Source organism: Thiobacillus sp., from assembly GCF_030696885.1.
GTDB lineage: Bacteria > Pseudomonadota > Gammaproteobacteria > Burkholderiales > Thiobacillaceae > Thiobacillus.
In genome coordinates this window covers 12,586-33,578 of sequence record NZ_JAUYRI010000017.1, presented here as the reverse complement: position 1 = coordinate 33,578, position 20,993 = coordinate 12,586, and the positions used below count along the sequence as shown (strand labels likewise).

Below are 20,993 nucleotides of genomic sequence, written 5' to 3'. Positions count from 1 at the left end.
GCAACGATGAACATCGCATTCATCGGCATGGGCATCATGGGCCGGCCCATGGCCGTCAACCTGAAGAAGGCCGGCCACACGGTCTTCGTGCACGGCCGCCGCGCCGAAACCATGGCGCAACCGGTCGAAGCCGGCTGCGCCTGTTGCGTGACCATCGCCGACGCCGCGGCGCAGGCCGATCTCATCATCGTCATGGTGTCGGACACGCCCGACGTCGAGCAGGTGCTGTTCGGCGAACACGGTGTCGCCGCCGGCGCGAAGCCCGGTTCGGTGGTAGTCGACATGAGCACCATCTCGCCCACCGCGACCCGGTTGTTCGCGGAAAAGCTGCAGGCGCGCGGCATTGAGATGCTCGACGCCCCGGTGTCCGGCGGCGACGTCGGCGCCATCAACGCCACATTGTCGATCATGGTCGGCGGCAAGCCGGAGGTATTCGAGCGCGTGAAGCCGGTGTTCGAGGCCATGGGCAAGAACATCGTGCGGGTCGGCGACCATGGCGCCGGGCAGGTCGCCAAGGCCTGCAACCAGATCGTGGTCGCGGTCACCATCGAGGGCGTCGCCGAGGCGCTCACTTTCGCGCGCAAGAACGGCGTCGACCCGACGAAAGTCCGCGATGCGCTGATGGGCGGGTTCGCCGGCAGCCGCATCCTCGAAGTGCACGGCAAGCGCATGCTCGACAACGACTACACGCCCGGATTCAAGACGAAACTACACCAGAAGGACATCAACATCGTGATGCAGACCGCGAAGGAGCTGGGCCTCGCGCTGCCGGGCGCGGCACTGGTGATGCAGCACCTGAACGCGCTGATGGGCACCGGCGGCGCCGAGCTGGATTCGGCCGCGGTGATGAAGATCGTCGAGCGCGAGTCCGGCATGGAACGGTAGTTTTCCTTTGCGTCCTTCGCGAACCGGTTTTATTCATGAAACATACCATCGTCTTTCTCGACCGCCAGAGCCTGATCGCCGACATGCGCGTGCCGTCGTTCGCGCATGACTGGATCGACCACGACCAGACCCGTCCGGAAGAGGTCGCCGCGCGCATCCGGAACGCCAGCATCGTCATCAGCAACAAGGTCAAGCTCTCCGCCGACATCCTGGCGCAGGCACCGGGCGTGAAGCTGATTGCGGTATCCGCCACCGGCACCGACAACGTCGACCTCGCCTACTGCCGCGGACACGGCATCGTCGTCTCCAACATCCGCGGCTACGCGGTGAACACGGTGCCCGAGCACGCCTTCATGCTGATGCTGGCGCTGCGCCGCAATCTGCTTGGCTGGCGCGAGGACGTGCGCGCCGGTTTATGGGAGAAAACCGAGCAGTTCTGCCTGTTCACCCGCCCGGTCAACGATCTTCACGGCAGCACGCTGGGGCTGGTGGGCTACGGCTCGCTCGGCCACGGCATGCAAAAAATTGCCGAAGCCTTCGGCATGCGGGTGCTGGTCGCCGAGCACAAGGGTGCCGCCGTGACGCGCGCGGGCCACACGCCCTTTGACCGCGTGCTCGCCGAGGCCGACGTGATCTCGCTGCACACCCCGCTCACCGCCGAAACGCGGCACATGATTTCCACCCGCGAGTTCGGCTTGATGAAGCCCAGCGCCCTGCTCATCAACACCGCGCGCGGCAACCTGGTGGACGAGGCGGCGCTGGCCGTAGCACTCACCTCGGGACGCATTGCCGGTGCCGGTTTCGACGTGCTTTCGGTGGAGCCGCCGCGCGACGGCAACCCGCTGCTCGAGCTCGATCGTCCCAATTTCATCCTGACGCCGCACGTGGCCTGGTCCAGCCGGGAGGCGATGCAGACGCTCGCCGACCAGCTGGTCGACAACATCGAGGCCTTCGTGGCCGGCGCACCGCGCAACGTCGTCAGCTAGCCAGACCCGCCATGAACGCACGCATCCCGGTCGCCGGCCTCTCGATTGCCCAGCCGCTGTACGACCTGGTGCACGACGAGATCGCGCCGGGCACAGGCATTTCCAGCGAGCAGCTGTGGCAGGGCTTCGCCGACATCGTGCGCGATCTGACGCCGAAGAACCGCGCGCTGCTGGCGCGCCGCGACGAGCTGCAGGCCCGCATCGACGCCTGGCACCTGCAGCGCAGCGGCCAGCCGCACGACGCCGCAGCCTACCGGCAGCACCTGATCGACATTGGCTACCTGCTGCCGGAAGGCGAGGATTTCAGCATCGCCACCGAGAACGTCGACGCCGAAATCGCGCGCCTCGCCGGACCGCAGCTGGTGGTGCCGGTGAACAATGCCCGCTACGCGCTGAATGCGGCCAACGCGCGCTGGGGCAGCCTGTTCGATGCGCTCTACGGCACCGATGTCATTCCCGGCGAGGGCGGCGCCGAGAAAAAAGGCACCTTCAACCCGGTGCGCGGCGCCAAAGTCATAGCGTATGCCAAGGCCTTTCTCGACGCGGCCGCGCCGCTGGTCGAGGGCAGCTACATCGATGCCATCGCCTACACGGTCAAGGCAGGCCAGCTTGCCGTGACGCTGTCGAGCGGCGCCCATACCGGACTGCGCGATCCCGCCCAGTTCAGGGGTTACCAGGACAAGGCCGGCGCGATCAGTTCACTGCTGCTGATGCACCATGGCCTGCACATCGAGATCCATTTCAATACCGACCATCCGATCCACGCGCTGCACCCCACCGGCATCCGCGACATTTTTCTGGAAGCGGCGATCACCACCATCATGGATTGCGAGGATTCGGTGGCCGCGGTGGATGCCGGCGACAAGACCCTGGTCTATCGCAACTGGCTGGGGCTGATGAAAGGCCAGCTTGCCAGCGCATTCGAGAAGGGCGGCAAGACCCAGACCCGCAGCCTCAATCCGGACCGCCGCTACCTTTCGCCCGCGGGCCACTATTTCGACATTGCCGGCCGCAGCCTGATGCTGGTGCGCACCGTCGGCCACCTGATGACCACTGACGCGGTGCTGGACGCGGCGGGCAACGAGGTGTTCGAAGGTCTGCTCGACACCCTGATCGTCAGCCTCTGCGCACTGCACGACCTGAAAGGCACGAGCCCGCTGCGCAACAGTCGTTGCGGCAGCGTCTACATCGTCAAGCCCAAGCAGCATGGGCCGGACGAAGTCGCGTTCACGGTGGAGCTGTTCGCGCGCATCGAGGCACTGCTGGGGCTGCCGCGCAACACGCTGAAGCTCGGCGTGATGGACGAGGAACGGCGCACCACGCTCAACCTCAAGGAATGCATCCGCGCCGCGCGCGAACGACTGATCTTCATCAACACCGGCTTTCTCGACCGCACCGGCGACGAGATCCACACCTCGATGGAAGCCGGGCCGGTGCTGCGCAAGGGCGAGATGAAATCCGCCGCCTGGCTGCGCGCCTACGAGGACTGGAACGTAGACGTGGGCCTCGCCTGCGGTCTCGCCGGCCGTGCGCAGATCGGCAAGGGCATGTGGACCATGCCCGACCGCATGGCCGACATGATGGCGACGAAGCAGGCGCATCCCGAAGCCGGCGCCAGCTGTGCCTGGGTGCCGTCGCCCACGGCCGCCACCCTGCACGCGATCCACTATCACCGCGTCGACGTGGGCGCGCGCCAGCAGGGCTTGCGATCACGCGCACGCGCTGCGCTCGACGACCTGCTCACGATTCCCGTGGTCGACAAACCGGGCTGGTCCGCCGACGACATCCAGCAGGAACTCGACAACAACATCCAGGGCCTGCTCGGCTACGTGGTGCGCTGGATCGACCAGGGCATGGGCGCATCCAAGGTGCCCAACCGCGACAACGTCGGCCTGATGGAAGACCGCGCGACGCTGCGCATCGCCAGCCAGCACATCGCCAACTGGCTGCACCACGGCGTGGTCAGCGAAACCCAGGTGATGGATGCCCTGCAGCGCATGGCGCGGCTGGTGGACCAGCAGAATGCAGGTGACCCCGACTATATCAACATGGCGCCCAGCTTCATCAGCCTCGCCTTCCAGGCCGCGCAGGACATGATCTTTCACGGCCGCCGCGTTCCCAATGGCTACACCGAGCCCACGCTGCACCGGCGGCGCCGGCAGTTCAAGGCGGCATTGCGCGGCGACTGAGCCGCGTAGCATTCAAGGCGCGGCGACTAGTCGCGCGACGCTCTAGCGGTGCGACGGCTCGAAACTAGCCTGCCGCCCGGCTCCCCGCACCGGCAAAGCCGCGCGCATGTTCGCCCAGCAGCGCGGTTGCCTCATGGCCGGAAAGCGGCACGCTGTAGAAATAGCCCTGGATCTCATGGCACTGCATCTGCTGCAGGCGCGCACGCTGGGATTCGGTTTCGACGCCTTCGGCGACGACATTGAGGTTCATGCCACGCCCCATTGCCACCATCGCGTTGACGATGGACATGTTCTCTTCGCGCTCGAGATCCTGCACGAAGGACTGGTCGATTTTCAGCGTGTGGATCGGGAAGCGCGACAGGTATTTGAACGAGCTGTAGCCGGTGCCGAAGTCGTCGATGGCGAGCCGGATGCCGGATGCGGAAAGCCGCCCGAGCTTGATCGCATTGGCTTCGAAGTCGCGCATCAAGAGGCTCTCGGTGATCTCAAGTTCCAACTGGTGGCCGTCGAGCGAATAGACCTGGATCGCGCGCATGACGCTGTCGACAAAGTCGGGATTCTCGAGCTGGCGCGCGGAAATGTTGACCGACAGACGCACAGGCGGCAGCCCCGCACGGCGCCATTCGGCTATCTGCGCGCCGGCCTGGCGCAGCACCCAGTCGCCGATCGGCACGATGACGCCGGACTCCTCGGCCACCGGAATGAAGTCGGCCGGCGTCAGTAGGCCGCGCTGTGGATGCCACCAGCGCAACAGGGCCTCGAAGCCGCGCACTTCGCCGGTGGTGGTGTCGACCTGCGGCTGGTAGAACAGCACGAATTCGTTGCGCGCCAGCGCGCGGCGCAGGTCGGCCTCGATCTGCATGCGCTCGGAGTAGGGCGCCTGCATGCCGTGCTCCCAGAACTGCAGACGGCTGCGGCCCTGCGACTTGGCCTGGTACATGGCGATCTCGGCCTGGCGGATCAGGCTGTCGATCATATCGCCATCCTCCGGTGCGACGCAGGCGCCGATGCTCACCGAAATGTAGATTTCGTGGCCCTTGACGTAGACCGGTTTGGACAGCACCTGGATGACCTTGCGGCAGATGTGCTCGACGTCGCTGCGCGACACCAGGGTGGGCAGCAGCACCGCGAATTCGTCGCCGCCCAGGCGCGCCAGCGTGTCGCCTTCGCGCAGACATTGGCGCAAGCGGGTGCCGACGGCGAGCAGCAGTTCGTCGCCGATGGTGTGGCCAAGCGAATCGTTGATTACCTTGAAATGGTCGAGATCGAGACTGAGCACCGCGAGCGGCTTCTGGTTGCGGCGCGCCTGCGCCAGCATCAGGCCGAGATGGTCGCGGAACAGCGCGCGGTTGGGCAGGCCGGTGAGCAGGTCATGATAGGCCTGATAGTGCATGGTTTCCTCGGCCTGTTTGCGCTCGGTGATGTCCTTGGCGACGCCGTAGCTGCCGATGAAGCGCTGCTCGAATGCGCTGGCCGCCTCGTCGTACATGCCGGTCGCGGTCAGCTCGACGGTCTTGCAGCGCCCGTTCATCAGGCGCGGGCGACGCATACCCGGATTGCACTTGAGACGGATCTCGATGTTGCGCGCGCTGCGATCGCCGGCGCGACGTTCATTGAACACATGTTCGGCGCGCGCGATGTCGTCCTCGTGGATCACCAGGCTGTAGTGCTGGCCCAGCAGTTCCTCGCTGCGGTAGCCGAGCAGGCTTTCGACGCGCTCGTTGGCGAAGGTGAAGCGGCCGTCGCCGTCCAGGGTGTAGATGAGGTCGGGCGAGCTGTTGACCAGAAAGCGATGCCATTTTTCCGATTGCTGCAGGCGCTGCAGGATGTGGTTGTTCTCCCGTTCGAGCCGGCGCCGGATCAGCGTGTTGTCGATGCGGCGCAACAGCTCTTCCGGCTCGTAGGGCTTGCGCACGAAGTCGGCGGCACCGCCGCGCAGCGCGCGGATCGCCGCGTCGATGGTGCTGTCGCCGGACACCACGATCACCGGGGTGTCGGCGCTGCGATCGGACACAAAGCGCAGCACCTCGTTGCCGTTGAGGTCGGGCATGCCGAGGTCGAGCAGGATGACGTCGAACTGCTGCTTGCCGATGGCGATCAGCGCCTCGCAGCCGCCGCCGGCAGTCGCCACGTCGTAATCACGTGTCGAGAGCAGGCGCACGAGTCCCTCCAGAATCAGCGGTTCGTCGTCCACCACCAGCAGGCGCGGACGCATGGGGAAAGTGCTGATGACCGCAGGATGCGGGCCGGGATCGCTGGGATCGTCTGACATGGTTGTTCTCCTTGAGCCGGGGTTACATAGACCCGTAGCGTGTTGTCGTGATCGGAACCTGACCGTTCTGCAGGGTGGGCAGGCGGATCAGGAAATGGGTGCCTTGCGGGGTGCTGGTGCAGCTGAGCTGGCCGTTCATGCGTTCGACCAGGCCGCGGCTGATGGTGAGGCCGAGGCCGGCGTGGTCGCCGCCTTTCTCGCTGATCACCGGTTCGAACAGGTGCGAGGTCACGGCCGCCGGCAGGCCGGGGCCGGTATCGGCGACTTCGATTTCGACATGCTGCTGGCCGTCCACCATGACCAGGCGGGTGCTGAACTTGAGGTGGCCGCCGCTTTGCATCGCCTCGACCGCATTCTTGGCGAGGTTGAACAGCACCTGCTTCAGCAGGTCTTTTTGCAGGGGCATCGGCGGCACATCGGGGTTGAGGTCGATCTGCACATTGACCTTGTTCGGCGCAAACAGCGTGCCGAGCGCCATCCGCACCAGTTCGGACACCACGCTGTTGACCGACACCAGTTCCAGCGACGCGGCGGCCGGCGGGCCAATCTCCTCGGACGCCGTGAGGCCGCGCACGATGCGCGCCACGCGCTCGATTTCGTCGGCGATGATGCCGAGGTCGCGCTGCACCGACGAATCCGCGCCGAGGCGTTCCGACAGCAGGTTGACGTAATTGCGCATGATGGTGAGCGGATTGGCCACCTCGTGAATGGCGCGCCGCACCCGTTCGCGCGGGATCGCGTCGTCCGGCACCGCGGGCGGCGCAGCAATCGCCTGCGCCGGCGCGAAGGCCGGCTGCAGCGCATCAGCGCATTCGGCCAGGACAAAGCGCCACAGCGGCGACATGCTGAGTCCGGACAGGGGATTGCCCGCCACCAGCACGCCGATGCGGCCGTCGGGCAGGCTCATCTGCTGGCTGATAAAGGTGTCGACGCCGAGCAGCCGGGCGATCTGCTCGTCGGCCAACGCCGCGCCGGCTTCGCCGCGGGTAAAGGTCTGGGGCGCATTGCGCACCAGCGCACGCGGCAGCGCCGAATGGGCATCGTCGGGCGGAATCGCCAGCGCACCGAGGCCGGGCGGTGCCGGAATCAGTGCAGTCACGCGCAGGCTGGCATCGGCGGCGGGCGCAAACAAGCAGGCCTGTTCGATGCCGAACAGGGCGCGCAGGCTGTCCTGCAGCAATCCAAACACCGACTCGCTACCGGTTGCGCTACGGAAATGCCGGTGCAACGCCGACTGTGCTGCCTGCCCGGCATACAGGCGGGCCAGGCGATCGAAGCCCATGCCTTGCGTCTGCACCCCGAGATCGGCGAGGCCGAAGCGCAGCGCGTGCTGGCGGCTCTGCGCCTGGCTGTCTGCCAGCAGCTGGGCGGCTTCGCCCGCGCCGATCTGCAAGGCGCCCAGCGCGGCGCGCACGTCGACGCTGTCGACCGCATCGGGCCGCGTCACCAGGTGATAGGCCAGCTGGACGATGCGCACCAGCGCATGCGCGGCGCGTCCGCGCACCAGCGGTTCGGCGTGGTAGCGCACCGCATCCGCCACCCAGCCGTCGGCGTCGAATCCGGCGAACCAGTCGGCGGCGGGCGCCGGGTGAGCAAGGTCGGGATCGAGGTAATCCGCGAGGTTGTGTGCCAGGCCGGCGGTCCAGGCCGCCTCGGCATCCGCCACCCCGGCGCGCAGCGCGAGCGCCTGGGCCAGATGTGCCACGCCGATCGACTGCCGCCAGCGTGCCGCATAGGCAGTCTGTGCCGTTCCTGCTACAACGGGCACCGCCAGCAGCAGGGCGCGCAACAAATCCGGCTGCGCGTCGCCCAGGTCCGCCGGCAGCAGGCGCAGGCGCAAGGCCAGCACGGGATCGCAGCGCACGCAGTCGGCAAACGCCGTGCGCGCAACTGCTCCCCGCATCAGCTGCTCCAGCGCCTCGGCCACAATGCCTGGGGCACAAAGGCAGGCTGTTAGCTCGGACTTCTTTAGTAAAGTATTCGAAATATCATGCATGTTGTTGCTATATATAATAATTTTTGCTACACCGTCAATCTGAGACGTGAAATAATCGGGCTGCGGCGACGAACTGTTGTTTTCAAGTTATCGCTGGCATGTCCGTAGACAGCCCATGCTGTTACATTCCTGCGACCTTTATTAGAGTCCACCCACATGAAATCTGCTGTTCTGTCCGGATTGATTTTGTTGTGCATCCACACGGGCGCTGCCGCGCTCGAGGGTCAGGCCACCCTGCAATGGAGCAACGCGATCGGCGAAGCGCCGTCCCGGCAGACGTTCGAGGCGGCATCGATGCCCGCCCTGAGCGCGCACTCGGTGCTGGTGTTCGATCAGGCCACCGGGCAGCCGCTGCTGGAAAAGAACGCCACCCAGCAAACGCCGATCGCCTCCATCACCAAGCTGATGACCGCCATGCTGGTGATCGACGCCGGCCAGCCGCTCGATGAAACAATCACCATCACCAATGCCGACCGCGACACGCTCAAGGGCACCGGCTCGCGCCTGGCGATCGGCGCCAGCTATACCCGCGGCCAGCTGCTGCATCTGGCGCTGATCGCGTCCGACAACCGCGCGGCCCACGCGCTGGGACGCACCTATCCGGGCGGTATGGAGCGCTTTGTCGCCACCATGAACCGTACCGCGCGCGCGCTGAACATGCACGACACGGTGTACGTCGAACCCACCGGCCTGTCGAGCGGCAACCGCTCGACCGCGCTCGACCTCGCACGCCTCGTCGGCTACGCGCATCAGAACTACCCCGAGATCAACCACATCAGCACGGCCGGCAGCTACACGCTCGGCACCCAGCGCGTGGTGGTGAAAACCAAGCAGAAGAAAAAGCAGGTGCAGTATCGGCCGGTCGCGTTCAACAACACCAACCGCTTCACCCGCGCGGAGGACTGGCATATCGGCCTGTCCAAGACCGGCTTCATCAACGAAGCCGGGCACTGCCTGGTGATGCAGGCGCAGGTGGCCAACCGCGATGTCATCATCGTGCTGCTCGACGCGCAGGGCACCAGCCGCCGCGCCGGTGACGCCACCCGCATCAAGCAATGGCTGGAGTCTTACGACGCCCGCCAGACCCCCGCCTCGCGCACCTGATCCCGCGTTTCGTCTCCGCCCCTCGCGACCCCGCCTTCGAGCGGGGTCGCGGCGTTATGATGGGTCTACTTCATCACCCGCGTCGCCCGGCATGTCACCCGACCTCGCGCAGCAACTGCTGCTGAAAACGCTGCTGCCCCTGTCCCTGCTGATCGCCGCCGGCGCCAACTGGCCGCGCTGGCAAACCGGCATTTCCATCGTCGGCCTGCGCGGCGAAATCAACCGGCTGGTGCTCAATTTCTTCGCGCCCATGCTGTTTTTTGCGGCGGGCGCCACCGCCACCGTCGATCTCAGCATCCTGCAACTGCCGCTGATCCTCGGTGTCGCCACGCTGTTCGGCCTCGGGCTCGCCGCACTGGCGCTGTTTGCCACCCCGCTCGGACGCGGCCTGTCGCGGCCCCAGCGCGGCGCCATCATGCTGGCGTCCGGCTTCGGCAACGTGCTGTTCTTCGGCTACCCCTTTCTCACCACGGTGTACGGCGAATCCGGCGCGCGTTATCCGTTCTTCGCCGACATGCTGGCGACCACGCCGCTGGTATGGTCGCTCGGTGTGTGGATCGCCTTTCGCTGCGGCAAGCACACTGAACACGCCAATTTTCTGAAGATGTGGCTGAAGCTGCCGCCGGTATGGGGCTTCGCGGCCGGCATCGCGGTCAACCTGTCCGGGCTGGGGCTCGAGCCGCTGGTGGAAGCCGCGCACTGGGCCGGCAGCCCGACCATTCCGCTGATGCTGTTCGTATTGGGACTGACCATTCCCTGGCACGATCTGCGGCCGCAGAAGGCCGTTTTCGTCGCGCTCGGCATCAAGCTGGCGCTGATGCCGCTGCTGGCGCTGGGCATTGCGCTGGCCTGGCCGGGCACCCTCGGCGAGCCCGGCGAGGCCGCCGTGCTGGAAGCCGCCATGCCGACCATGGTGATGGTGATTGCGCTGGCCGACCGCTTCGGACTCGACACCCGGCTGGCGGGCCTGATCATGGGCTGGTCAACGCTGGTGGGATTGGTTACGCTGCCATTCTGGCTTGTGGTCGTGAAAGGCATCGCATCATGAAAATCGGATTCATTGGCAGCGGCATCATGGGCCGCCCTATGGCGGAAAACCTGCTGGCCGCCGGGCACCAACTGTTTGTCTATGGCCGCCGCTTCGATCGCATCGAACCGATGCTGGTCGCCGGCGCCCTCGGCAAGGGCACGCCCGCCGAAGTCGCCGCCGAATCCGACATCACCTTCACCGTCGTCTCCGACACCACCGACGTCGAGCAGATCATCCTCGGTGACCGCGGCCTGGTCCACGGCGCCCGCCCCGGCCACACCATCGTCGACATGAGCACCGTGGCGCCCGCTGCCACCCGCCGCATCGCCGCGGCGCTGGCCGAACGCGGCGTGCACATGCTCGACGCCCCGGTGTCGGGCGGCGAAACCGGCGCCAAGGACGGCACGCTGTCGATCATGGTCGGCGGCGAAGCGCCGATTTTCGAAAAAATCCTGCCGCTGTTCGAAGTGCTCGGCAAGAACATCGTCCACGTCGGCGGCCACGGCGCCGGCCAGGTCGTCAAATGCTGCAACCAGATCGTCGTCGGCCTCACCTTCGAGGGCGTCGCCGAGGCCATTCTCTTGGCCCGCCGCAACGGCGTCGACCCGGTCAAGATGCGCGAAGCGCTGATGGGCGGATTCGCCGGCAGCCGCATCCTCGATGTCCATGGCCAGCGCATGCTCGACGCCAACTACAAGCCCGGCTTCAAGGTGAAGCTGCACCACAAGGACATGGCCATCGTCATGGACAACGCGCAGGAAACCGCCACGCCCCTGCCCGGTGCCGCGCTGATCGCGCAGCAGATGAACGCGCTGATGGGTGCCGGCGACAGCGAACTCGATTCGTCGGCCCTCATGCGGGCGCTGGAGCGGCTGGTCGGCGAGGGGAAATGAAAATGGGGCGCAGCACAGCCTGTAGCCCGCGTGCAACTGGAGTGTGATCAATGAAAGTGATCTACAAGATCACCTATCCAAACAACAAAATCTACGTCGGTAAAGACCTGACCGACAGCATCAATTATTTCGGTAGCGCCAGTGACGCGCTCATTGCCAAGGACTTTACCCGCGAACAACGCCAAGGCTTCGCCATCAAGAGAGAAATCCTTTGGGAGTCGGATACCGCGTCTGATACCGAGGTCAATCGCAAAGAGGTCGAGTACATTCTCTCGTTGCAGGCAAACAACCCAATCATTGGTTACAACCAGTGGCCAAAATTCAGCCCGTGCAGGTTGGCTGAATGAAATAAAGCCCAACACATCCGCTATGCGCACGATCACCATAAACGCAGCGCGTGCAAGCCTAAATCGCCTGATTGATCTGGTAACCGATTCGCATGAACCGATTCTGATCGCTGGCGAGCACACCAATGCGGTACTGGTGTCGAAAGTAGACTGGAAAGCAATTCAGGAATCACTCTTTCTTCTTTCGGTGCCGGGCATGCATGGGGCCATCAAGGAAGGCATGTCTGAACCTCTCGACACAAGTGCCAAGGAGCTTGACTGATGTGCTTAACATGAAGCTTGATGATGCTGTACTTTTCCGGCAACAGGCCTTGATCGGCGGTGAATGGCGGGACGCCACCGGCGGCGCGCAATTCGCCGTTCACAACCCGGCCAATGCGCACGTCATCGGTCATGCGCCGCGCTGCACTGTTGCCGATGTCGAACGCGCCATCGAATCTGCCCACGCCGCCTTTCCCGCCTGGCGCGACCTGCCGGCCAAAACCCGCGCCCAGCTGCTGCGTCACTGGTTCGACCTGATACTCACCCACCGCGACGACCTCGCCGCGATCATGGTGAGCGAGCAGGGCAAGCCGCTGGCCGAGGCGAGTGACGAAATCGGGTACGCAGCAAGCTTCATCGAGTGGTTTGCCGAAGAGGCGCGGCGGGTCTACGGCGACGTGGTGCCGTCGCCGTGGGCGCACCGGCGCATGTTCACCTTGCGCCAGCCAGTGGGGGTGGCGGCGCTGATCACGCCGTGGAATTTTCCCGCCGCGATGCTGACGCGCAAGGCCGGCGCGGCGCTCGCCGCCGGCTGCACGGTGGTGGCGAAGCCGGCATCGCAGACGCCGTTCACCGCGCTGGCGCTGGCGGAGCTGGCGCAGCGGGCGGGTCTGCCGCCGGGGGTGCTGAACGTCGTCACCGGCGACGCGGCGACGATCGGCAGCGTGTTGACTTCGCATCCGCTGGTGCGCAAGGTCTCGTTCACCGGCTCGACAGCCGTGGGCCGGCAGCTGCTTGCGCAAAGTGCGTCGACGCTCAAACACGTTTCGCTCGAACTCGGCGGCAATGCGCCCTTCATCGTGTTCGACGACGCCGACCTCGACGCCGCGGTGGACGCGGCGCTCGCCAGCAAATACCGCAACAGCGGACAGACCTGCGTGTGCGCCAACCGGGTGTTCGTGCAGGACGCGATTTACGACGCCTTTGCCCCAAAATTGGCCGCCGCCGTGGCGCAGCTGAAGGTGGGCGAGGGCTTCGCGCCGAATGTGGAAATCGGCCCGCTGATCAGCGCTGCCGCGCTGGAAAAGGTCGAGGCGCACATCGCCGACGCGCTGGCGCGGGGCGCAACGCTGCTGACCGGCGGCGCACGCCATGCGCTCGGCGGGCAGTTTTTCCAGCCGACGGTGCTCGCCGGCTGCTCGCCCGCGATGCAGATCTGCCGCGACGAGACTTTTGGCCCGGTGGCGCCGCTGATCCGCTTTCATGACGAGGCTGAGGTGATCCGGATGGCGAATGACACCGACTATGGCCTGGCCGCCTACGCCTGCACGCGCGACCTCGGCCGCGCCTGGCGGCTGGCCGAGCAGCTCGAATACGGCATGGTCGGCATCAATGCCGGCCTGATTTCCACCGCCGAAGCGGCCTTCGGTGGCGTCAAACAGTCGGGGCTGGGGCGCGAAGGCGGCCGCAGCGGCATCGACGCCTATCTGGAAACCAAATACGTGAACCTGGGAGGATTGGGATGAACGCATGCGTGTCCACCGTCGGAAATCATCCATCGCCCGCGCTGCAGGGCCGTCCCGCCAGCCTGTTGCAGGCGGTTTTTGCCGTGCTTCTGCTGTCCGCAACCGCGATCGAAAGCGCGCGGGCTTCGGTGCCCGTGCCCAAGCACCTGATCGATCCTGGCCTGCCCAGGATCGAAGATCCGGGCAAGCTGGTTGATCGCTTTCTGCAGGCAGTGGATCGCGGCGAGCTGACGGTGTTCGGCCAAACAATCGCCCGCGCCATGATTGTCCCGGTCCGCGTCGAATACGTCTACGAGCTTGCCGGCCGCGCGATGCGGATCAAGATCTACTCGAACCTGAATGCACCACTCCCGGTGCCGGGCCAGGACGATTGCCGGATTCTGGGCGTGAGCGCGGTCATGGAAGACGGCAGCATCACCGAAATCGAATCCCACGTCTGGATGAAGTAGCCGGCGGACGCCATGAATGAGACTGCAGTTCCCCGCTCACTCATTATCATCGGCGCCGCCAGCGGCGCCGGCGCGCCCGACCCCTCGACCGCCACCGGGCCGGCGGCGCTGCGCCGCGCCGCCGTTTTTCACGACACCCCGCTGCAGCACGTGGCGTGGGACACGATCCTGCGCGTACCGCGCGACGCAACGGACACGCCGCTGCACGCCGTCGCGGCGCTCGGCGAGCGGCTGGCCGACGAAGTTGCGTCGGTGCTGCAGGGGGGCCATTTTCCGCTGGTGGTGGGCGGCGACCATTCCTGCGCCATCGGTACCTGGAGCGGGGTGCACCGCGCGCTGGCCGCGCGCGGCCCCGTCGGCCTGATCTGGATCGACGCCCACATGGACAGCCACACCTTCGCCACCACCCCGAGCGGGCAGATTAACGGCATGCCGCTGGCCGCGCTGCTCGGCCACGGCGAAAGCGCGCTCACCAGAATCGACGGCGCGGGCGCTACGCTGCAGCCCGCGCACGTGTGTTTGATCGGCGTGCGCAGCTTCGAGGCGGGCGAGGCCGCGCTGTTGCAGCGGATCGGGGTGCGGGTGTTCGACATGACTGAAGTCCGCGAACGTGGGTTGGCCAAGGTGTTCGACGAAGCGCTTGCCATTGTGCGGCAGGGCACCGCCGGTTTCGGCGTCAGCGTGGACCTGGATGCGCTCGACCCCGGCGAAGCGCCCGGGGTCGGCTCGCCAGTGCCGGGCGGGCTGAGCTGTGCCGAGCTCGCCGCCGCGTTATCGCGGCTGCGCGATGACCCGGCTTTCGTCGCGATGGAAATCGTCGAATACAACCCGCGCCGCGATCACGACCGCGTCACCGCCGGCGCTGCCGGCGTGCTGGTCGACGCGATTGCGCCGCTGAAAACTCCGCGCTAGCGTTTACTCGAATTCCATTGCCCGGAACACGCGCCCGGCATTGCTGCGTGCGAGTTCGTCGGCGGTGTGCAGGTGCATATACGCCGACTGGTCGACCTTGTAGGCATCGTCGAGCGAACCGCCGGCCTTGACGACGTCGGCTATTTTCGCGCGCAGGTGCACCAGGTAGTCGCGCGTCCACTTGCGCACGGTGGCCATGTCGGTCGGCCCGCCGTGGCCGGGGATGACTGTCTCGGCGCCCAGTGCCTCGAACAGCTTCCAGGTCTCGACCCACTTGGCGGTGTCGGTGTCCTCGAAAATGGGCAGCATGCGGATGTGGAAGGCGGTGTCGCCGGCGATCACCAGCTTCTTCTCGGGCAGCCACACCATGGTGTCGCCGTGACTGTGCGAGGGGCCGAGGTGCAGGATCTGCAGATTCCACGAGCCCATTTTCAGGTCGAGCTTGTCGTCATAGAGCTTATCCGGCATCACGAACTCGGTCTTGAAGGCCTTGTCGCGCGCGCGGTTTCGCATGCCCGCCAGCACGTCGTGGCCGGTCACCTCCATCTGCTTGGCGGTGTCGCGGTGGGCGATGATGGTGGCGCCCTGTTCCTTCCAGTAGTTGGAGCCGAGCATGGCGTGGCCCTGGCTGTTTTCCAGCACGACGTATTTCACCGGCTGCGTGGTGCGCTTCTTGATTTCCTCGTGCAGGCTTTGCGCGAGCAGGTAGTTGTCGCCGGCATTCACCACCAGCACGCCGTCGTCGGTGATGACGAAGGACAGGTTGTTGTTGTGGCCGGAGTTGTCGTAGGTGCCGGGCGCGGTGGCGCCGATCGCCGACCACACGCCGGGGATGACTTCCTGCGGCAGATCATAGAGGAAGGAAGCCGGCGCCTTGTCGGGGTATTGCAGGGGCAAGCCGGCACGCTTCCAGTTGAAGAAGCCGTCGCGGTAATTCTTCACGTTCTTGTAGCCGAGCTTCATCAGCGTGTCGGCGGCAAGCGGGCTGCGCTGGTTGGCGCCGCAATAGACGACGATGGGCGTGTTTTTGTCCGGCACCGCCGCTTCGATCTGGAATTCCAGCCAGCCGCGCGTGATGTTGAAAAAGCGCGGCGCGTCGATGTAGCCGCCCAGCATGTTCAGCTCGGCCGGCGTGCGCACGTCGATGACCACGGTGTTCGGCTGCGCCTTCAGCTGGGCGACGAGGCCGGCGGTGTCGATCTGCGGCACCCGCTTGTTGGTCGCGTCCAATATGCGCTGCGCGGCCTGCGTCAGCGACGGCGCCTCCGGAATCGGCAGCACGACGGTGGACAGGTTTTGCGCCTGCGCGGACGCGCTCAGCAGCAGGGTGGCAGGTAACAGCGCGCGCAGAATCAGGGTGGGGGTCATGGCAGTCTCCTGGTGTTTTTTACAGGGTATGCATCATTCCGACGCCATGCCGACGAAAGGGTTCTCGCGGCGTTCGTGCCCGAAGCTGGACATCGCGCCGTGGCCCGGCACGAAACGCACCGCATCGCCCAGCGGAAACAGCTTGCCGCGGATGGCGGCCAGCAGCGCCGCATGGTCGCCGCGCGGAAAATCGGTGCGGCCGATCGAACCCTTGAACAACACGTCGCCGACGAAGGCCAGCTGCGCCTCCGGCTGGTAGAACACCACATGGCCCGGCGTGTGTCCCGGGCAATGCAGCACCTCGAAGCGAATCGCCCCCACCTCGACCGCATCGCCGTCCTCCAGCCACTGGTCCGGCGTGAACGCCACCGCAGGCGGAAAGCCGAACAGTTCCGCCTGTTGCGGCAGCAGGTCGAGCCAGAACTGCTCGCTGCACTCGGGGCCGACGATCGGGATGCCGAGCGCATCGCGCAGCTCGACCGCCGCGCCGACATGGTCGAGGTGGCCGTGGGTGAGCAGGATTTTTTCCAGCGTGAGGCTGCGCTGCGCCACTTCGGCGAGTAGCCGTTCGGCCTCGCCGCCGGGGTCGATCAGCGCCGCCCGGCCGGCTGCGTCCCACACCAGCGAGCAGTTCTGTTGATACGGGGTGACGGGGAGGATGGTAAATTCCATGCATCGAATTATCCGCCGATTTGATCCATGCCTGCACCCGACGTCCTGCTGCTGATTTCCACCCACTGCCCGCACTGCCCGGCGATGCTATCTGCGCTCGCTGACCTGGTGAAACAGGGCGCGATCGGCCGGTTCGAAGCGGTGAACCTGGAACAGCATCCCGAAGTGGGTCAGGCGCTCGGCGTGCGCTCGGTGCCGTGGGTACGCATCGGACGCATCGAGCTCACCGGCGTGCACGGCAAGGCCGAACTCGCCGACTGGGCGGCCAAGGCCGACAACGAGGAGGGGCTCGCCGACTGGTTCCATCTGCTGTTGAAGGAAGGCCAGCTGCCGAGAGTGCAGACGCTCATCGATGCCGAGCCGGCACTGCTCGCCGCGGTGCTCCCCATTGTCGGCAACGTCGACGCCAGCCTCAACGTACGGCTGGGCGCCGGCGTGCTGTTCGAGGCCTTCGCCGGCACCCGCACCCTGGCGGCGCTGATTCCGCACCTGGGCGAACTGTCACGGCACCCCGACGCACGGGTGCGGGCGGACGCCTGCCACACCCTCGGCCTCACCGGCGATGCCGCCGCACGGCCTTGGCTGGATGCGCGCACGACGGACGACGATGCCGACGTGCGGGAGATCGCGGCCGAGAGTCTGGAAAACCTGCCGCCGCCGCTCTAGCCACGGGCTGGCCCTGACGCCGCTTCGGTGCTATAGTTTTGTGCAACACCGCCCGGGCTTCGGCCCGGGCGGTTTTCATTTTTGAGCCTGCTTTAGGAGACCGCCATGGAAATCACCACCCGCCCCGCCATCACCGTATCCGAGCGCGATCTGGAGCGCCTCGAAACCCTGCTTGCCACGCTGCCGGAGAGCCAGCCCGGCGTGGAGGCGCTGCGCGAGGAACTCGACCGCGCACAGATCACCCCCGCCGAAGCGATGCCGCCCGACGTGGTGACGATGAATTCGCGCGTGCGCTTCGTGGTCGAGCCGGCCGGGCGCGAAGTGGAAGCGACCCTCGTCTATCCGCGCGATTTCACCGGTGCGCCCGACCAGCTGTCGGTCGCCGCGCCCGCCGGCGTCGCGGTGCTGGGTCTGGCGGTCGGCCAGCAGATCGAATGGCTGGCGCCGAACGGACAAACCGTGCGTGCGCGCATCGTCGACCTCCCCTACCAGCCCGAACGCGCGGGCGATTTCATGCGCTGATCCAACAGGCGCCATGTCTCTGCCTGCCGCCTACCTCGGCGTCATCCTGATCTGGTCGACCACGCCGCTCGCCATCCAGTGGGGCGCGCAGGGGTCCAGCTTCAGTTTCGCCGTGATGGGGCGGATGCTGATCGGGCTGGCGCTCTGCGTCCTGCTGCTGTTCGCCACCCGCACCACGTTTCCCTTCACGCCGGCGGCGCGGCGGCTGTATGCGATCAGCGGTCTCACACTGGGTGTGTCAATGCTGCTCACCTCCTGGGGGGCGCTGCATATTCCGTCGGGGCTGATTTCGGTGATCTTCGGCCTGTCGCCGCTGCTGACCGGGGTGTTCGCCGCGCTGTGGCTGTCCGAGCGCACGCTGACGCCGCTGCGCATCGCGGGGCTGGCGCTCGCCCTGGCGGGGCTGTGGCTGATCTTCGGCCAACCGTGGCCGGGCGATGGCCATGCCACGCTCGGCACCGCCGCGGTGGTGGCCGGCATGACGACGCAGGCGCTGGGGCTGGTATGGATCAAGCGGCTCAACGTGCGTATTTCCTCGCTCTCCATCACCACCGGCTCGCTCGGCGTCGCTACACCCTTCCTGATCGTGGCATGGCTGGTGGCCGATGCCGCGCAGCTGCCGCCGGACATTACGCTGCGCGCGGCGATGTCCATCGTCTATCTCGGCGTGCTGGGATCGTTGGTGGGGTTTACGCTGTATTACTACGTGATCAAGCGGCTTGACGCCGGCCGCGTCGCGCTGATCATGCTGGTGACGCCGGTGGCTGCGCTGCTGCTGGGCAAAACGCTGAACCAGGAACACATCCCTGCGCTCGGCTGGGCCGGCATTGCACTGATCGGCGCGGGGCTGCTGCTGTACGAATGGCAGGCGCTGCGCCAGCTGCGCCGGCCCGTTATTTCTTGAACAGGTCGTCGACCGAGGCGGGGGTGTCCGACGTGCCGGCGTCCTGTTTCGAAAACAAGGCGTCGAGTGCGCTGCGGCTGGCCTGCGCGATCGCCGCGCCACCGCCCTTGTAGGCTTCCGGCCGCGGCACGAACCAGCCGCAATCGTTGGATCGCGTCTTGTCGGCGACGCGATCGGCCGCCAGCTCGCGGCACTGACCGGCACGGTGCGCATCGAAATGGCGGCACTGCTTGCACACGTGCAGGTCGGCGCGGCAACTGGAACAGGTTTCACGGCGCGACAGCGGCAGCAGCATGCCGGCCAGGCTGGCGCCGCATTTCCAGCATTGCAGGCTCATCGGGGGGTGAAATCCTGGCCGGGGTAATCGGGTGTGCGCAGCGCGTGGTATTCCAGATCGCCCAGCGCGATCTGCTGCAGCGCGCGCGCATGGGTGGCCTCCAGCACCACCGGCGGCGCCATGCCGTCTTCGGCGGCCTGCAGCCAGCGCGCGGCGCACATGCACCAGCGGTCGCCCGGCTGCAGCCCGGGGAAATCGTATTCCGGCGCCGGGGAGATCAGGTCGTTGCCGTGCTGCAGCGAATAATCGAGAAAGGCCTCGGTCATCTGCACGCACACGGTGTGGCTGCCGATGTCCTGAGGACCGGTATGGCAGACGCCGTCGCGCACGAAGCCGGTCATCGGCGACACGCTGCACACCTGCAGCAGACCGCCCAGCACATTGCGCGCGTCACTCACTCGATTCCCTCCATCTTGTCCTTTGCAGAAAATAGCACAACCGGGCTCAGGGGGCGGTCGGCGGCGCGTCGCCGGGCTGGGGATCGGTCAGCGGGCCAATCAGGGCCGCGCCCACCATGTCGGCATGCTTGCGCTCGACGTGCGCCAGCACGCTGGGCGCGGGATAGCCGTCGGCCGGCAGGCCGTGGTCCGCCTGATACTGGCGGAGCGCAGCCTGCGTGCGCGGGCCCAGCAGGCCATCCTCCGGCCCGGCATCGAAGCCAAGCGCATTCAAGGCCAGCTGCAGGGACTGCAGCTGTGCCGTGCTGAGCGCGCCAGCTTCGCCCGGCTGCGCAACCAGCGGCGCGCCACCTGCCAGCTGCCATGACAACTGAGCCACCGCCAGTGCGTAATTGACCGAGCGGTTCCAGCGCATCACCACGTCAAAGTTGTCGTAGACCATGAAGGCCGGGCCCTGCCAGCCCTGCGGCAGCACGACGGCAGCGCGGCCAGTGCCCGGCAGGGCGCTGCCGTCCGCCGCCTGTACGCCGCGCGCGGCCCAGTCGGCGACCGGCTGGCGCTGATTCACGCCGATCCCACGAAAATCGAAGCCGGCCGGCAATCGCACTTCCAGCGCCACCGGTTCGCCCTGGCGCCAGCCTGCGCGTGTGAGGTAGTTCGCCGCCGAAAACATGGCATCGGGCAGTGACTGCCACAGGTCGATGCGGGCATCGCCATCGGCATCGACCGCATAGGCGCGGAAGGTCGATGGCATGAATTGCATATGCCCCATCGCGCCCGCCCACGAACCGTTCATATCGATGGCGGCCACATGCCCACCGTCGATAATGCGCAGCGCATCGAGCAGCTGGCTGCGAAAGAACGCGCTGCGGCGGCCGTCGAAAGCCAGCGTGGCGAGGCTGGCCGGAATGTTGAGGCTGCCGAGTGTGGACCCGTAGTTGGTTTCCAGCCCCCAGAATGCCACCAGCACGGTTTTCGGCACGCCGTAGCGCTGTTCGACCGCATCGAGCAGCGCGGCGTGTTCGGCGAGCATTGCCTGACCGCGTTCAACCTGCTGCGCATTGACACGCCGGCCAAGATAATCGGAAAACGTCTGCAGGAATTCGGGCTGGCGGCGGTCGAGTTCGACCACGCGTTCGATCGGCGTGATTCCGCTCAGCGCAGCGTCGAGCGTGGCGGCGGAAATGCCTTGTTCCGCCGCGTCCTGGCGGAAGGCGGCCAGCCAGTCGTCGAAGGTGGCCTGGGCGTGGACCGGCAGGCTGACGAGCGTCGCCATCAGAAGCAATGCCCAAACCGCCCCCTCCCCAACCCTGGTGAAACGACTAAGCACTCGACT

At 66.3% G+C, this 20,993-nt stretch carries 21 protein-coding genes; 14 read left to right on the top strand and 7 right to left on the bottom strand.

What is annotated here, in order from left to right:
- Positions 1 to 6: 6 nt before the first annotated feature.
- Genes Q8R61_RS07975 through Q8R61_RS07965 form a run of 3 tightly spaced genes read left to right on the top strand, consistent with a single transcriptional unit; the run spans position 7 to position 4,060 of the window.
- Positions 7 to 885 (top strand): 2-hydroxy-3-oxopropionate reductase, encoded by an 879-nt coding sequence (locus Q8R61_RS07975; protein WP_305536005.1) that lies wholly within the window; start codon positions 7 to 9, stop codon positions 883 to 885.
- A 35-nt stretch (positions 886 to 920) separates the two neighbouring features.
- The gene (locus Q8R61_RS07970; protein ID WP_305536004.1) at positions 921 to 1,871 is read left to right on the top strand and encodes a D-2-hydroxyacid dehydrogenase; all 951 of its coding nucleotides are present in this window, start codon (positions 921 to 923) and stop codon (positions 1,869 to 1,871) included.
- Between the two features lie 11 nt (positions 1,872 to 1,882).
- Positions 1,883 to 4,060, top strand: a complete 2,178-nt coding sequence (locus tag Q8R61_RS07965) for a malate synthase G (protein ID WP_305536002.1) — start codon at positions 1,883 to 1,885, stop codon at positions 4,058 to 4,060.
- Between the two features lie 64 nt (positions 4,061 to 4,124).
- On the opposite strand, the gene Q8R61_RS07960 is transcribed toward Q8R61_RS07965, so the two are convergent.
- Both Q8R61_RS07960 and Q8R61_RS07955 read right to left on the bottom strand, forming a co-directional pair.
- The gene (locus Q8R61_RS07960) at positions 4,125 to 6,332 is read right to left on the bottom strand and encodes an EAL domain-containing protein (RefSeq protein WP_305536000.1); all 2,208 of its coding nucleotides are present in this window, start codon (positions 6,330 to 6,332) and stop codon (positions 4,125 to 4,127) included.
- 22 nt (positions 6,333 to 6,354) lie between these two features.
- On the bottom strand, positions 6,355 to 8,235 hold the full coding sequence (locus tag Q8R61_RS07955; protein WP_305535999.1) for an ATP-binding protein: 1,881 nt from the start codon (positions 8,233 to 8,235) through the stop codon (positions 6,355 to 6,357).
- 249 nt (positions 8,236 to 8,484) lie between these two features.
- Here Q8R61_RS07955 and Q8R61_RS07950 point away from each other — a divergent pair, with 249 nt between their 5' ends.
- The 8 genes from Q8R61_RS07950 to Q8R61_RS07915 all read left to right on the top strand — a co-directional run bounded on the left by Q8R61_RS07950 (position 8,485) and on the right by Q8R61_RS07915 (position 14,790).
- On the top strand, positions 8,485 to 9,432 hold the full coding sequence (locus Q8R61_RS07950; protein ID WP_305535997.1) for a D-alanyl-D-alanine carboxypeptidase family protein: 948 nt from the start codon (positions 8,485 to 8,487) through the stop codon (positions 9,430 to 9,432).
- Positions 9,433 to 9,523: 91 nt separating this feature from the next.
- On the top strand, positions 9,524 to 10,480 hold the full coding sequence (locus Q8R61_RS07945) for an AEC family transporter (protein ID WP_305535995.1): 957 nt from the start codon (positions 9,524 to 9,526) through the stop codon (positions 10,478 to 10,480).
- A complete protein-coding gene (locus Q8R61_RS07940) occupies positions 10,477 to 11,355 on the top strand; it encodes a 2-hydroxy-3-oxopropionate reductase (protein ID WP_305535993.1) in 879 nt (292 codons plus the stop codon). Before Q8R61_RS07945 ends, Q8R61_RS07940 begins: the two co-directional genes overlap by 4 nt.
- Positions 11,356 to 11,405: 50 nt before the next feature.
- Positions 11,406 to 11,702, top strand: coding sequence for a GIY-YIG nuclease family protein (locus Q8R61_RS07935; protein ID WP_305535991.1), 297 nt, complete (start codon positions 11,406 to 11,408; stop codon positions 11,700 to 11,702).
- 22 nt (positions 11,703 to 11,724) lie between these two features.
- Positions 11,725 to 11,964: a type II toxin-antitoxin system Phd/YefM family antitoxin gene (locus tag Q8R61_RS07930; RefSeq protein WP_305535989.1), complete on the top strand. Its 240-nt coding sequence runs from the start codon at positions 11,725 to 11,727 to the stop codon at positions 11,962 to 11,964.
- Positions 11,965 to 11,974: 10 nt separating this feature from the next.
- Positions 11,975 to 13,429 carry an NAD-dependent succinate-semialdehyde dehydrogenase gene (locus Q8R61_RS07925; RefSeq protein ID WP_305535987.1) on the top strand — a complete coding sequence of 485 codons (1,455 nt, stop codon included), beginning with the start codon at positions 11,975 to 11,977 and terminating at the stop codon, positions 13,427 to 13,429.
- On the top strand, positions 13,426 to 13,878 hold the full coding sequence (locus Q8R61_RS07920) for a hypothetical protein (protein ID WP_305535985.1): 453 nt from the start codon (positions 13,426 to 13,428) through the stop codon (positions 13,876 to 13,878). The genes Q8R61_RS07925 and Q8R61_RS07920 overlap by 4 nt, the downstream gene beginning before the upstream one ends.
- Positions 13,879 to 13,890: 12 nt before the next feature.
- Positions 13,891 to 14,790, top strand: coding sequence for an arginase (locus tag Q8R61_RS07915; protein ID WP_305535983.1), 900 nt, complete (start codon positions 13,891 to 13,893; stop codon positions 14,788 to 14,790).
- A 3-nt stretch (positions 14,791 to 14,793) separates the two neighbouring features.
- Here the strand turns inward: Q8R61_RS07915 and Q8R61_RS07910 are convergent, their stop codons facing one another.
- Positions 14,794 to 16,158 (bottom strand): rhodanese-like domain-containing protein, encoded by a 1,365-nt coding sequence (locus Q8R61_RS07910; RefSeq protein ID WP_305535981.1) that lies wholly within the window; start codon positions 16,156 to 16,158, stop codon positions 14,794 to 14,796.
- A gap of 33 nt (positions 16,159 to 16,191) precedes the next feature.
- Positions 16,192 to 16,830 carry an MBL fold metallo-hydrolase gene (locus Q8R61_RS07905; protein WP_305535979.1) on the bottom strand — a complete coding sequence of 213 codons (639 nt, stop codon included), beginning with the start codon at positions 16,828 to 16,830 and terminating at the stop codon, positions 16,192 to 16,194.
- Between the two features lie 27 nt (positions 16,831 to 16,857).
- Between Q8R61_RS07905 and Q8R61_RS07900 the strand changes: the two genes are divergently transcribed.
- The 3 genes from Q8R61_RS07900 to Q8R61_RS07890 all read left to right on the top strand — a co-directional run bounded on the left by Q8R61_RS07900 (position 16,858) and on the right by Q8R61_RS07890 (position 18,922).
- Positions 16,858 to 17,496 carry a HEAT repeat domain-containing protein gene (locus Q8R61_RS07900; protein WP_305535977.1) on the top strand — a complete coding sequence of 213 codons (639 nt, stop codon included), beginning with the start codon at positions 16,858 to 16,860 and terminating at the stop codon, positions 17,494 to 17,496.
- A gap of 105 nt (positions 17,497 to 17,601) precedes the next feature.
- Positions 17,602 to 18,018, top strand: coding sequence for a nucleoside diphosphate kinase regulator (rnk, locus tag Q8R61_RS07895; RefSeq protein ID WP_305535975.1), 417 nt, complete (start codon positions 17,602 to 17,604; stop codon positions 18,016 to 18,018).
- A 13-nt stretch (positions 18,019 to 18,031) separates the two neighbouring features.
- Positions 18,032 to 18,922, top strand: a complete 891-nt coding sequence (locus Q8R61_RS07890; protein WP_305535973.1) for a DMT family transporter — start codon at positions 18,032 to 18,034, stop codon at positions 18,920 to 18,922.
- Here Q8R61_RS07890 and Q8R61_RS07885 read toward each other — a convergent pair.
- From Q8R61_RS07885 to Q8R61_RS07875, 3 genes are read right to left on the bottom strand one after another with little or no spacing between them, the layout of a single operon-like run.
- Positions 18,912 to 19,259 (bottom strand): hypothetical protein, encoded by a 348-nt coding sequence (locus Q8R61_RS07885; protein WP_305535971.1) that lies wholly within the window; start codon positions 19,257 to 19,259, stop codon positions 18,912 to 18,914. The genes Q8R61_RS07890 and Q8R61_RS07885 overlap by 11 nt on opposite strands.
- Positions 19,256 to 19,657: a DUF2237 family protein gene (locus Q8R61_RS07880; RefSeq protein ID WP_305535969.1), complete on the bottom strand. Its 402-nt coding sequence runs from the start codon at positions 19,655 to 19,657 to the stop codon at positions 19,256 to 19,258. The genes Q8R61_RS07885 and Q8R61_RS07880 overlap by 4 nt, the downstream gene beginning before the upstream one ends.
- Positions 19,658 to 19,703: 46 nt before the next feature.
- Entirely contained in the window at positions 19,704 to 20,933 is a 1,230-nt protein-coding gene (locus Q8R61_RS07875) for a lytic murein transglycosylase (RefSeq protein WP_305535967.1), read from the bottom strand.
- Between the last annotated feature and the right edge of the window lie 60 nt (positions 20,934 to 20,993).